This is a genomic window from Stenotrophomonas chelatiphaga, from assembly GCF_001431535.1.
In the GTDB taxonomy this organism is placed as follows: Bacteria; Pseudomonadota; Gammaproteobacteria; order Xanthomonadales; family Xanthomonadaceae; genus Stenotrophomonas; species Stenotrophomonas chelatiphaga.
In genome coordinates this window covers 32,673-45,976 of the sequence record NZ_LDJK01000059.1, presented here as the reverse complement: position 1 = coordinate 45,976, position 13,304 = coordinate 32,673, and the positions used below count along the sequence as shown (strand labels likewise).

Sequence of the window (13,304 nt, the reverse complement as noted above, 5' to 3'; positions counted from 1 at the left end):
GCCGCTCGCCGGCGATGGAATAGCCATCGAAATAGGCCTGCAGCGAACCGTAGTCGGTGTGGTGCTCGACCAGCCAGGCGGTCAGCGCGCGGATATCCAGCCGCAGCACGCGCTCATCCCAATCACTCAGCTCGGGATAGACCGCCTGTTTGCGCCGCAGCGATCCAGCCCACTTGCGGCGGAAGTACCAGTCGTACATCGCCGGGCCGTTTTCGATGCTGTCCATGGTCAGGCCGGGATCCAGCACCGGGCACACCGACGCCACCCGTTGCAGCGGCACGCCGGCGGTGGGCGCGCGCAGCGCCAGCCGCAGCACGAAGTTGCCACCCAGCGAATAGCCGGCCGCGACCAGCGGCAGCTGTGGCCAACGACGGGCGATATCAGCGGCGGCATGCACCACTTCGTCGATGCGGTTGGAGTGGAAGATGCCGGGATTGAGGTGATGGGTGTTGCCGTGGTCGCGGAAGTTCAGCCGCACCACGTCGAAGCCTTCGGCCAGCATGCGCGCCGCGGTCATGCGCATGTAGCTGGATTCGGCGCTGCCTTCCCAGCCATGCAGCAGCAGCGCGATGCCGCGCGGCGCGCGCCCTTCGATGGCACTGTGCCAGGCCTGCAGGCGCACCCCTTCGCCGCCATCGAGGATCAGCTCGCGGTGGCTCGCACCGGTGGCCGCCAGCAGCTCCTGCCCGCGGCGCAGGCGCAGCCGGCTGGAACTGAGCATCGACTGCAGGTGTGCGTTGCGCAGCCAGCGCGGTGGCTGGTAATCGGCCGCTGTCAGCAGTCCGGGCGGACCGGAATCGAAGGACATCGCGGGCGCGGGGACGGACACCGTCGGCTCAGGTCCCGGCCATTGCCGCGAGGATGCGGGTGCGCGAGGTTTCGGCGATGCGCCGGCGACCCTCCAGGTCCTGGCCGCCGATCGGCTCCAGGAAGTGCACTTCGGCACGCCGGGCCGGCTCGCCCAGCAGGCGCAGGAAGTTGGCGAAGAAGCTTTCGCGCGGCCCGAACGCCACGATGGTCTGTGCATCGCCACCTGCGCCGTAGCGCAGCGCCACCGGCTGCACCGGCACGCCGGTTTCCACCGCGGCCTGGAAGATGCGGGCATGGAACGGTCCGACGTCATGGCCGCCCCGGGTGCGACCCTCCGGGAACACGCCCACGCCCTTGCCTTCGCGCAGGCGCACGACCATCTGCTGCATCACCCCGTCCAGCGATTCGGTGCTGCCACGCTGGTGGAAGATGGTCTGGCCGCGCCCGGCCAGCCAGCCGACCACCGGCCAGCCGGCGATTTCGCGCTTGGCGACGAAACCCATCATGCGCTGGCTGTGCAGCACGCAGATGTCGACCCAGCTGACATGGTTGGCAACGAACAGCACCGCGCCCTGCAGCGGCTTGCCGATGCGCACCAGGCGGAAGCCGAAGATCCACATCAGGCCGGCCGACCACCAGTTGACCACCTTGTAGCCAAGCGGCTCATCGCCCACGCGCAGTTCGCCCCACGGCGGCAGCATGCCGATGAGGATCAGCGGCAGGAAGACAAGCAGGTGGATGAGCAGCAGCGGTACGCGGTACAGGTAGCGGCACACACGCGCCACGCCGCCACGGGTGGCCGGAGTGGGGGAATTCATGCGGGAACGATACCCGAGCACCGCAGCGCCTGCCAGCGCGGGGTGGCCAAAGCGGCTGCGCGGATGGGCCAGCAGCCGGCAACGCTGTGTTCCGCGCCGGCCCGCGCGCGCTTGTAGACGTGCCGGGTGCTCAACCGTGGCCGGCGGCCACCACCGCCAGGGTCAGGCGCGAAGTGCACACCAGCCGTGCCTGCTCATCTTCGATGCGGATGTCCCAGATCTGCGTGCTGCGGCCCACATGCACCGCGCGTGCGGTGCCGGTCACCACACCTTCGCGCTTGGCGCGCACGTGGTTGGCATTGATCTCCAACCCCACGCAGACCTGCTGGCTGTTGTCCACGCACAGGTTGCCGGCGCTGCTGCCCAGGGTCTCGGCCAGCACCACCGACGCCCCGCCATGCAGGATGCCGTAGGGCTGGTGGGTGCGCGCATCCACCGGCATGGTCGCCTGCAGCCAGTCATCGCCTGCTGCGGTGAACACGATCCCCAGCTGGGAAATCACCGTGTTGGCGCTGAGCGCGTTGAGGGCATCAAGGGAAATCGCCTGGCGGAATACGGAAGGCACGGCACAGCTCCAGTCAGAGGATCGGTACCAGGCCGGCGCCGAAGGCGGTCAGCATGCGCACCAGCAACAGTTTCGGGCCGACGTTGACTTCGGGGAAGTCACCGACGGCGGTGTAACAGGCATGGAAATCCGGGTGTTGCCGCGGCAGCGGCTCCGGACACGCCGGACCGGGCTGGAACTCGTAGTCGGTGGCATACCGCCACGGCCAGAAGTCCAGGATCGGCAGCGCTTCGGACGCCTTGCCCATGCTGTAGTTCAACCCGGACAACACCGGTGGCTTGCTGCGCGGCGCCACCGTCCAGGAGTTCTGCGGATGGATGTCGCGCAGGATGCTGTCGGCCAGGCGCTGGGCGAACACCGGATCGTCGATGATCACCGCGCCTTCGGTATTGTAGTTTTCGCTGCGCGGGTCGAAGTTGTGCGTGCCGATCACGCCGATGCGGCGATCCACCACCAGCGACTTGGCATGCAGGCCCATGCGCGCGCCCTGGCGGGTCACCGGCAGCGGGCGGTTGACCGCCTTGCTGCCCAGGAACGAAGGCCGGGTCTCGGTACGCAGCAGGTCGCGTTCCACTTCACTGCCCGCGGCGCGCCGGCGTTCGCGTGCATTCTGGTAGGCGCTGCCGGTGCGCGGATTGCCACGCACGGCCACGTCCGGGGCTGCGCTGTCCTGGGCACGGCTGCCGCTGCCGGGAGGCCGCGCGTTGCTGCCCGCCGCACTGCCACCGAGCATGCCGCCGCGGCGGCCTTCCGGGTAGTCGCCGGCGATCGGGTCCGGCAGCAGGTTGCGGTAGTCCACCGGCGCGTCCAGCGGGAACGGCTTGAACTCGAAGATGTTGAAGCCCAGCTCGCGCATGTTGCGCCGCTTGTACTTGTAGGACAGCGCGTAGACGATCGGATTGTCGGTGGCCGCCAGGCTGTTGGTGGACACCAGCACGCGCGGCGGATCCGCCTGCCTGCGCAGGTCGGCGAACAGCTGGCGCGCCGGCTTGGACAGCACCAGGTACGGCGTCTGCAGCAGCACTTCGGACTGCGCTTCGGAAATCAGCCGGTCCAGCTGCGGTTCGGTGACATGCTGCCCGTTGCGCGGCTGCTCGGCGCTCTCGCGGCGATGCTTGCGCGGCAGGTCGGCCACGTAACGCACCGAGGCCACCGGCAGTGCGGTTTCGACGAAGCTGCGGCTGATCCAGGCATCGTCGATGGCCTCGGCCAGCACCCGTTCCACCCGTTCCGGCCGCCGGTACACCGCCGGTGGCAGCGTCGGCGGGCCGCTGTCGAGCAGGATCCGCCCGACGTCGTTCAACCGTTCGGCCGGCACGCTGCGCGGCGCCTTCCAGAACGCCTCGAAGTTGGCCGCCATCACCCGCGCCTCGGGACCGGCCACCAGCACGTCGCGGTCGCGGAAGTTGTACTCCGAATCCCAGTCGTAGTAATCGTCCTGGTAATTGCGGCCGCCGACCACGCCGATCGCATCATCGACCACCAGCAGCTTGTTGTGCATGCGCTGGTTGAAGCGGCGGAAGCAGCACAGCACGCTGCCGGCGTAGTCGAAGTAGTTCAGCTGCGCCTTGCCGAAGGTCGGGTTGTACACGCGCAGCTCGAAATTCTGGTGCGCCGACGACAGCGCGCCGAGGATCTGCAGGTCCGAGATCGCCGACAGCTGGTCGATCAGCAGGCGCACCTTGACGCCACGGCGGCTGGCCGCCAGCAGTTCGTCGATGACCAGCCGCGCGCTGTCATCCTTGTCGAAGATGTAGGTCTGCAGGTCGATGCTGCGGGTGGCGCTGCGCAGCAGGTTCAGCCGTGCCACCAGCGCTTCCTCGCCTTCATCCAGGATGGTCGCGTAGTGCCGGGGCTGGTCGGCGGTCGATTCGGTGAACGCCCGGCCGGCCAACGCGCGCAGCGGTGAATCCTGCGCGCAGCGGTCGGCGCGGTCGCAGTCCACCACGGTGGAACGGGCCTGCGCCGCGATGCCCGCGGCGCGCTCGCGTTCACTGTTGGACAACGACGCACAGCCGCCGAGCAGCAGCAGGCCTGCCAGCATCAGCCAGCGCGACATCAGGTTCACGGTTTCGGCGCCTCGCTCAGGCGCGCTCGCAGTACGAAGGTCACTCGATCACTCAAGGCAAGCTGCCAGTTGTCCATGCCGTAGCGGCCCCGCAGGACGGTCCCACGGCTGACGACATCGCAATCATAGCCGGGTCTGGCGCATTCCGCCTTTTCCACCCGCAGCGTTTCGGGATGGCTGACCCCGCGCAGCATCAGGCGGCCCTGGATGTCACCGCCCTGGTCCACCCGCGCCGGATCGTACGGCAGCGAGTCGAATTCCACGACCGGATGGCGGGCCGCATCGAAGAACTCTTCCCCGCGCATCCAGCCGGTATAGCGTGGCTTGCCGGGGATTTCCACCGAGCGGGTGTACATCTTCAGATGGACCTGGTGGCGCCCGTCGGACAGCACCTCGATGCGACCTTCGAAATGCGGAAAACTGCCTTCGATGCGCTGTCCGAGGCGGCTGCGCACTTCGAAACCCAGCTGCGAGCGCTGGGTGTCCAGCACCAGCGGCGCGCGGTGCACGACCTGTACCGCCGGCAGCGCCGCAGGCGGGGCCAGCAGCGGTGCCAGCGCCGGCTGTGCTGCCAGTCCAGCCGGAACGATCGCCAATCCGAGCAGCAGCCCCCTCTGCCACGCGTTCATCGGATCACGGCCACCAGAATGCGTTGAGGCTGGCGACGCCGGGTTCGATGCTGGCTTCCTTCGGGAACTGCAGCACGGCGATACCGGCCGGCGGCATGCCGCGGTAGTCACTGGTCTCGCCCGTGTTCAACAAGGCGACCAGGCGCTCCAGGCCAGGATTATGGCCGACGATCATCAGGCGTTCGACGTCGTTTCGATCGTCGACCAGGCCGATCAGGGTGCCGGGCGTGGCGTCGTACACCTTGTCTTCCAGCTTGTGTTCGAAGAAGCCGGTGATGCCGACCACCGCTTCCAGGGTTTCGCGGGTACGCCGGGCCGGTGAACAGAGCACGCAATCAGGCTGCAGGTTGTTGTCCTTGAGCCACTTGCCGGCCGCTTCGGCCTCGGCAAGTCCAACCGCCGAAAGGGGCCGGTCAAGGTCAGCCTGTCCGGTGCTGGCCGGTTCGGCGTGGGCATGGCGAAGCAGGATCAGTTCACGCATCGGAGTCTTCCATTGGATGAGGGGTACAAGCGGCTCATGCCTTGTCCAGCCATGTCAGCAGGGGTTCCCAGTCGGCCTGGTGTTCGCGGACCTGGGCGGAACGGTAATCGAACAGGCTGCGTCCCAGCCCGGTCATCACTACGTAGCTCTGGCTGTCGCGCAGCTGCGCCACCACCGGGTAGGGCCAGTCGGACAGCATCTGGATGGCCTGCTGCGACGTCTGGGTCCACGGCTTGGTACGGTTCAGCACCAGCCCCACCGGCAGCTTGCGGTTGTGCACCCGGGCCACCTTGGACAGGCTGTTGAGGAAGCCGACGATGGCTTCGATGTCCAGCGCGGAAGGCAGCACCGGCACCACCACGGCATCGGCGGCGTCGAGGAAATGCAGGATATCGTCGGCCAATGCACCGGCCGGGGCATCTATGATCACCGTGTCGGTGCCATCGGGGAGCTTCTGCGCCCATTGCTTCTTCTTGTGCACGTCGATCGGCAGCACCGCGCTTTCCAGCTCGGAACGACGCTGCGCCCAGCGGGTGCTGGAGCCCTGCGGGTCGGCGTCGGCAATCACCGTACGCCGGCCCTGCAGTGCCGCATGTGCGGCCAGGTGGGTGGCGATGGTGGTCTTGCCCACCCCACCCTTGGAACCGGCCACCAGGATGGTCTTCATGCAGGCCTCGCTTCCGGGAGAACGTTGCCCGAGCGTACACCGGAGCAGGTGAGGGTGATAGTCGCGCGGCTGAACCACCGCGGCCGTGGCTTTGTTATCGTGGCGCCCCCGAAGGATCGAACCGGCATGAGCGAACTGCAGGACCTCAGCGCGCTGATACGCGCCAATACGCCCCTGATCGTGATCGAGACCCAGGACGAAGGCCGGATCATCGAACTGTTCCGGCAGACCCTGCTGCAGGTATGGCGGGCGCTGCACCGCTGGTCGATCACCGAAGGCCTGCGCCGCATAGACCTGGAACGCGAGGACGACGCAGTCGGCCCACCCGATGCCAGCGCGGCGCTGCAGATGATCCAGCAGGCCGACCAGCGCGGGATCTACCTGCTGCTCGATTTCCATCCCTACCTGGGCTACGCCAGCCACCAGCGCGCGCTGCGCGATCTGATCCAGCGCCGCCACAGCCAGCCGCACGTGCTGGTGCTGATCGGCGCGAAGGTGACCCTGCCGCCGGAGCTTGAAGCCCTGGCGACGCGCTTCAATCCGCGCCTGCCCGACGCCAATGCATTGCTGAAGATGCTGCGCGAGGAAGCGGCCGGTTACGCGCGCGAGCACGGCGGCCGCCGGGTCGAGGTGGACAGCGAGGCGGTGAAGAAGATCCTGCGCAACCTGCAGGGCCTGAGCCTGGTCGATGCGCGGCGGATCGCCCGCCAGCTGATCTATGCCGACGGCGCGCTGGGCGATGATGACCTGCCGCAGCTGGCGCGGCTGAAGTTCGAGCTGCTCAACCGCAGCGGCCACTTGATGTATGAGTACGACACGGCGCGTTTTGCCGACGTGGCCGGTGCCAACCGGCTCAAGCGCTGGGTCAACCAGCGCCGGATCGCCTTCCTGGCCGGCGCGGCACCGGCCGGCCTGGATCCGCCGCGCGGCATGCTGCTGCTGGGCGTCCAGGGCTGTGGCAAATCGATGCTGGCCAAGGCGACCGCCGCCGGTTTCGGCGTTCCCCTGCTGCGCATGGACGTGGGCGCGCTGTACAACAAGTACCACGGCGAAACCGAGTCGAACCTGCGCCAGGCGCTGGCATCGGCCGAGCAGCTGGCGCCGTGCGTGCTGTGGATCGATGAGATCGAGAAGGGCCTGGCGACCGGCGGCGAGGACGGCGGCGTCTCGCGCCGGGTGCTGGGGACGCTGTTGACCTGGATGGCCGAGCGCAAGGCCCCGGTATTCATCGTGGCCACCGCCAACCAGGTGCACGAACTGCCTGCCGAGCTGCTGCGCAAGGGCCGTTTCGACGAGATCTTCTTCGTCGACCTGCCCGGCCCGGATGTGCGCGTGGAACTGCTGCGCCTGCACCTGGCGCGTCGCCAGCTGAATGCCGACGCCTTCGCGCTGCCGGCGCTGGCAGCGGCGGCGGAGGGTTTTTCCGGCGCGGAAATCGAACAGGCCATCGTCGCCGGCCTGTACGCCGCGCATGCCGACCAGCGCGCGCTGGATACCGACGTGCTGATGGCGGAGATCCGCGGCAGCCGCCCGCTGTCGGTGCTGATGGCCGAGCAGGTCCAGGCGCTGCGCGAGTGGGCCGCACCGCGCACGGTCAACGCCGACGATTGAACCCTGCGCCGGCGTTCCCGGTCAGGCCATGTGGCGCAGCAGCCACACCCAGGCCGGCAGCGTGGCCAGCGACAGCAGGATGCCGTAGCCCACCAGGGCCGCGGCCAGGCGCGGTGCCAGCCGATGGGCGATGGCCAGCGCGGCAGCGGTGATCATCGTCGGCATCGCCGACTCCAGCACATTCACCTGCAGCATCACCCCCTGCAGGCCCAGCAACCAGGACAGCGGCAGCGCCAGGGCGGGCATCACCAGCAGCTTCAGGCCCAGCCCGAGCCCCAGCGGCAGCAGTTCGGCGCGTGACAGCCGCAGCTGTATGGAAAGACCTACCGCCAGCATCACCAGCGGCAGCATCGCATCGGCCAGCTGGCGCAGCCCATCGCCGATCCACGCCGGCGGGCTGGCCGGCATCAGCAGCAGCGCGAACAGCAACGCCCACAGCGGCGGAAACCGGACGATGCGGGCCAGTACCTGCAGCACGCCGGGCGGCGTGTCGCCGCTGTAACGGGCCAGCACCACCAGCCCGAAGGTGGACAGCAGCAGGAAGGTGCCGAACTGGTCGTACACCACCGCGTAGGGCAGTGCGGCATCCCCCAGCAGCGCGCGCACCATCGGATAGCCGATGAAGCTGGAGTTGGCCAGGGCCACGCAGATCAGCAGCACGGCGTGCACGTCCCGGGCGAAGCCGAACACCCGCGTGGCCAGCGACACCAGCGCCCAGGTCGCCAGCATCAACAGCCACGGCGTCACCATCAACCCGGCAAGGCTGGGCTTCAGCTGCAACTGCGGGACGTAGGTCAGCACCGCAGCCGGCAGGCACACATACAGCACGACGCCGTTGAGGACCTGCGCGCTGTTGTCCGGCAGCACCCGCAGCCGCGCGAACAGCATGCCCACGCCGAGCATGGCCAGGATCAGCGCGAAGGCATCGAAGGCCATCGTCTAGGCCATCAACCGCCGTCGCAGGGCCGTTGCCGGCCGGCCGCACCCTGCGCTGCGGCCCGCCCGGTCAGGGCCACTTCGGCGGCTGCGCGGCCCACGCCTGCTGGACCTGCGCCAGGGTGGCGCGCTCGCTGTCCCGCCATGCCGGCAACAGGCTCGGGTAGTTCGTCGACGTGCTCCACTGGCCGGGTTCGGTGCGCACGGCGGCGGCATACCACTTCACCGCTTCCTCCTTCTGCCCGAGCTCCCACAGGGCCAGTGCGTAGGTCGGCGGGATCCACGACGGATTGCCGCGCAATGCGCTGGCCGCGGCATGCCACTGCTCCAGCGCCGCCTCAGGCTGGCCCTGGCGGAACAGGTCCCAGCCGTGGCTCCAGCGCACCATCCGGCCCGACGGCGAATTGGCCGCGGTGGCCTGCAGGGCTTCGGTGTAGAGCTGCTGGCCAAGTTCGGTGCGGCCCTGCGCGATGGCCACCCCGGCCAACTGCACGGTCGCCTCGAGCGACTTGCGCCCGCGCTCGCGCTGGCGAAGCAGCTGGCTGACCAGGTCATCGCCTTCGGCCTGCACCACCACCACCGGAACGGCAGCAGGATCAGGATCGAAATAGAACTCCTGCGGCGCAGGCAGGAGGGGGGCAGCCCATGCAGCGGCTGTCCCCGATACCAGCACCAGGCTGGCAAGGAACTGTCTTACAAGTGACATCTCGTTTTCCCCAGGTTGAAACAACAACCTCCCACTTCCTGATCCTAACCGCAGTGCGGCATCAGAAGCGAGTACCGGCCCACGACGGGGCCACTGTTACAATCCGCGCCCTCCGGTCCTGCGCACGCGCAGCCGGCGCCAGCCGATCCGAACCAGGCCAGCCATGACCAGTACCGCCCAGCTTACGTCTCCCGATTCCGCCGACCAGCTCGACCGCGATTACACGCTCGACCACAAGTACGCGCGCGAAACCGGGCGGATCTACCTGAGCGGCGTGCAGGCGCTGGTCCGCCTGCCGCTGATGCAGCGGTTGCGCGATGCCGCCGCCGGCATCGACAGTGCCGGCTTCATCAGTGGCTACCGCGGCAGCCCGCTGGGCGGTTTCGACCTGGAGCTGTGGCGCGCGCGCCAGCACCTGGAGGCCGCCAGGGTGAAGTTCACCCCCGGCCTGAACGAGGATCTGGGCGCGACCATGGTGTGGGGAACGCAGCAGACCAACCTGTTCCCGGGTGCCAACGTGCAGGGCGTGTTCGGCATGTGGTACGGCAAGGGGCCGGGCGTGGACCGCTGCGGCGATGTCTTCAAGCACGCCAATGCGGCCGGCACGTCGCGGCTCGGCGGCGTGCTGGCGCTGGCGGCCGATGACCATGCCTGCCGCAGTTCCACCCTGCCGCATGGCAGCGAGGACGAGTTCGTCAGCGCGATGATGCCGGTGCTGAATCCGGCCGGTGTGCAGGACATCCTGGACATGGGCGTGCTGGGCTGGGCGATGAGCCGGTACACCGGGCGCTGGATCGGCTTCAAGACCATTGCCGAGACGGTGGAATCGTCCGCATCGGTGGACGTGGACCCGCTGGCACGGCGCATCGTGCTGCCCGACGACTTCGAGATGCCGGCCGGTGGCCTCAACATCCGCTGGCCGGACCCGCCGCTGGACCAGGAAATGCGCCTGCACCGCTACGCGGTCACGGCCGCCCAAGCGTTCGCGCGTGCCAATGGCATCGACCGCACCGTGCTGGATTCACCGCGCGCGCGGCTGGGCATCGTCACCACCGGCAAGAGCTACCTGGACGTGCTGCAGGCGCTGGAATACCTGGGCCTGGACGAGACGGCCTGCGCCGACATCGGCATCCGCGTGTACAAGGTCGGCATGACCTGGCCGCTGGAACCGCAGGGCATCGCACGCTTCGCGCAGGGGCTGGAAGACATCATCGTGGTGGAGGAGAAGCGGGCCTTCATCGAGCGCCAGATGAAGGAACAGTTCTTCAACTGGCCGGCCAGCTGGGGTCCGCGGCCGTCCATCGTCGGCAAGTACGACGAGGAAGGCGAGTGGATCCTGCCGTCCACCGGCGAGCTGACCCCGGCCACCATCGCCGGGGTGATCGGCCGGCGCATCCAGAAGTTCTTCAACAACGAGTCCATCGAACAGCGCCTGCAGTGGATGCAGGAGAAGGAAGCCGAGCTGGCCCTGCCGCGCGCCAACTTCCCGCGCGTACCGCACTACTGCTCCGGCTGCCCGCACAACACCTCCACCACCGTGCCGGAAGGCTCGCGCGCGCTGGGCGGCATCGGTTGCCATTACATGGTGACCTGGATGGACCGCAGCACCGATACCTTCACCCACATGGGCGGCGAAGGGGTGACCTGGGCCGGCCAGGCCGCCTTCACCGATACGCCGCACGTGTTCCAGAACCTGGGCGATGGCACCTATTTCCACAGTGGCTCGCTGGCGATCCGCCAGTCGGTCGCCGCCGGGGTCAACATCACCTACAAGATCCTCTACAACGACGCGGTGGCGATGACCGGTGGCCAGCCGGTGGACGGCCCGCTGAGCGTGCCGGACATCGCCCGGCAGATGCGCGCCGAAGGCATCCAGACCATCGTGGTGCTGTCGGACAACATCGAGAAGTGGACGCGCCAGCGCGACCAGTTCCCGGACGGCGTGGCCTTCCATGACCGCAGCGCGCTGGATGCCGTACAGAAGCGGCTGCGCGAGGTGAAGGGTGTTTCCATCCTCATCTACGAACAGACCTGCGCGACTGAAAAACGCCGCCGGCGCAAGCGCGGCAAGCTGGAAGACCCAGCCAAGCGGGTGGTCATCAACTCGCTGGTATGCGAAGGCTGCGGCGACTGTGGCAAGAAGAGTTTCTGCGTGTCGGTGCTGCCGAAGGAGACCGAGTTCGGGCGCAAGCGCGATATCGACCAGTCCAACTGCAACAAGGATTATTCCTGCACGACCGGCTTCTGCCCCAGCTTTGTCACCGTGCACGGCGGCAAGCCGCGCAAGGGCAGCAAGCGCGATGCCTCCACCCTGCTGGACAACCTGCCGGCGCCGCCGGTGCGGACCGCGCTGGAGCAGCCCTGGAACATCCTGATCACCGGCGTCGGTGGCACCGGCGTGGTGACCATCGGCGCGCTGCTGGGCATGGCCGGGCACCTGGAGGGCAAGGGCTCCTCGGTGCTGGACCAGACCGGCCTGGCGCAGAAGGGCGGCGCGGTCACCACCCACATCCGCATCGCCCGCACCCCGGCCGACATCCATGCCGTGCGCATCGCCGCCGGTGAAGCCGACCTGGTGCTGGGCTGCGACATGGTGGTGGTCAACGATTACTGGGCGTTGTCCAAGGTGCGCGCCGGTCGCACCCAGGTGGTGCTCAACACCTATGAAGCAATGCCGGGCAGCTTCACCACCCGACCGGACATGCAGTTCCCCGCCGCCGACATCGTGGCCGGCATCCGCGTGGCGCTGGGCGGCGAATCGCCGCTGCTGCTGGACGCCACCCAGCTGGCGACCGCGCTGCTGGGCGATGCGATCGCCTCCAACCTGTTCATCCTGGGCTACGCGTGGCAGCAGGGCCTGGTGCCGCTGTCCTTCGATGCGCTGATGCGCGCCATTGAACTCAACGGCGCGGCCGTGGCGATGAACCAGCAGGCCTTCGCCTGGGGCCGCCTGGCCGCGGTCGATCCGCAGGCCGTGCAGCAGGCCGCCGGCCTGGTCCGCAACGGCCATACCTCGGCTGAAACCACGCCGGGTCCGCTGCACGCGTTGCCGCCGGGCGAATGGGAAAGCACCGAATGGGGCGCCACCGCCGCACCGCGCAACAGCAGTGACGAACGCGAACTGCGTGGCCTGCCCGGGAACGCCGGCGATGACGTGGCGTTCCTGCCGCTGGACGATGCCCGGCTGTCGCGCTCGCTGGACGAGATGATCACGCGCCGCGCCGCGTTCCTGGTGGACTACCAGGACCAGGCCTATGCAGACCGCTACCGCAGCCTGGTCGATCGCGTGCGCCGGGGCGAACAGGACACGCTCGGCGGCTCCACCGCGCTGACCGAGACCGTGGCCCGTTACCTGTTCAAGCTGATGGCCTACAAGGACGAGTACGAAGTGGCGCGGCTGTATACCAGCGGCGACTTCCAGCGCCGCCTGCAGCAGCAGTTCGAAGGCGAGTACCAGCTGCGCTTCCATCTGGCCCCGCCGTTGTTCGCGAAGAAGGATGCGCAGGGCCGCCTGATCAAGAAGGAATACGGCCCGTGGATGCTGAAGGCCTTCGGCGTGCTGGCGAAGCTGAAGTTCCTGCGCGGCGGCCGCCTGGACCCGTTCGGCCGCACCGCCGAGCGCGTCGGCGAACGCCAGCTGATCACCGATTACGAAGCCACCGTGCAGCTGCTGCTGGACGGCCTGGATGACCACCGGCTCGCGCTGGCGGTGGAGATCGCCAGCATTCCCGAGCACATCCGCGGCTACGGCCACGTCAAGGAAGCGCACCTGGAAAAAGCCAAGGCGCGCGAGGCGACCTTGCTGGCGCAGTGGCGCAACCCGCGCGCGCTGCACATCGTCCAGGTCGCCTGACGGCCGCCAAGGGGAATGACGGCCGCTGATGGTAGTGACGGCCGCTGGCCGTCAACAAAGCAATCGAACAGTCACCTCATCCCACTGTAACCGTTTGATTACTATTGGACTTTTGTGGGCCATCGGTTACATCCGATGGCCCAGCTCAAGACGCCCAGCC

The 13,304-nt window shown here is 68.2% G+C and carries 11 protein-coding genes; 2 read left to right on the top strand and 9 right to left on the bottom strand.

What is annotated here, in order from left to right; all coding sequences use genetic code 11:
- The 7 genes from ABB28_RS12755 to ABB28_RS12725 form a co-directional block, all read right to left on the bottom strand.
- Positions 1-808: YheT family hydrolase (locus tag ABB28_RS12755; protein WP_057508973.1), on the bottom strand; the 808-nt coding region annotated here is incomplete at its 3' end.
- Between the two features lie 28 nt (positions 809-836).
- Complete coding sequence (locus tag ABB28_RS12750) at positions 837-1,628, bottom strand: lysophospholipid acyltransferase family protein (protein ID WP_057508972.1); 792 nt, start codon at positions 1,626-1,628, stop codon at positions 837-839.
- A gap of 130 nt (positions 1,629-1,758) precedes the next feature.
- Positions 1,759-2,193 (bottom strand): hotdog fold thioesterase, encoded by a 435-nt coding sequence (locus ABB28_RS12745; protein ID WP_057508971.1) that lies wholly within the window; start codon positions 2,191-2,193, stop codon positions 1,759-1,761.
- 13 nt (positions 2,194-2,206) lie between these two features.
- Complete coding sequence (locus ABB28_RS12740) at positions 2,207-4,252, bottom strand: phospholipase D family protein (RefSeq protein WP_276540851.1); 2,046 nt, start codon at positions 4,250-4,252, stop codon at positions 2,207-2,209.
- A 5-nt stretch (positions 4,253-4,257) separates the two neighbouring features.
- Positions 4,258-4,890, bottom strand: coding sequence for a YceI family protein (locus ABB28_RS12735; protein WP_057508969.1), 633 nt, complete (start codon positions 4,888-4,890; stop codon positions 4,258-4,260).
- 4 nt (positions 4,891-4,894) lie between these two features.
- Complete coding sequence (locus tag ABB28_RS12730; protein WP_057508968.1) at positions 4,895-5,371, bottom strand: SixA phosphatase family protein; 477 nt, start codon at positions 5,369-5,371, stop codon at positions 4,895-4,897.
- Between the two features lie 34 nt (positions 5,372-5,405).
- Complete coding sequence (locus ABB28_RS12725) at positions 5,406-6,038, bottom strand: ParA family protein (RefSeq protein WP_057508967.1); 633 nt, start codon at positions 6,036-6,038, stop codon at positions 5,406-5,408.
- A gap of 126 nt (positions 6,039-6,164) precedes the next feature.
- Between ABB28_RS12725 and ABB28_RS12720 the strand changes: the two genes are divergently transcribed.
- Complete coding sequence (locus ABB28_RS12720) at positions 6,165-7,649, top strand: AAA family ATPase (RefSeq protein ID WP_057508966.1); 1,485 nt, start codon at positions 6,165-6,167, stop codon at positions 7,647-7,649.
- Between the two features lie 21 nt (positions 7,650-7,670).
- Here the strand turns inward: ABB28_RS12720 and ABB28_RS12715 are convergent, their stop codons facing one another.
- Positions 7,671-8,585: an AEC family transporter gene (locus ABB28_RS12715; RefSeq protein ID WP_057508965.1), complete on the bottom strand. Its 915-nt coding sequence runs from the start codon at positions 8,583-8,585 to the stop codon at positions 7,671-7,673.
- Positions 8,586-8,655: 70 nt separating this feature from the next.
- Positions 8,656-9,291, bottom strand: coding sequence for a tetratricopeptide repeat protein (locus tag ABB28_RS12710; protein WP_057508964.1), 636 nt, complete (start codon positions 9,289-9,291; stop codon positions 8,656-8,658).
- A 163-nt stretch (positions 9,292-9,454) separates the two neighbouring features.
- Here ABB28_RS12710 and ABB28_RS12705 point away from each other — a divergent pair, with 163 nt between their 5' ends.
- Entirely contained in the window at positions 9,455-13,144 is a 3,690-nt protein-coding gene (locus tag ABB28_RS12705) for an indolepyruvate ferredoxin oxidoreductase family protein (protein WP_057508963.1), read from the top strand.
- The last annotated feature ends 160 nt before the right edge of the window (positions 13,145-13,304 follow it).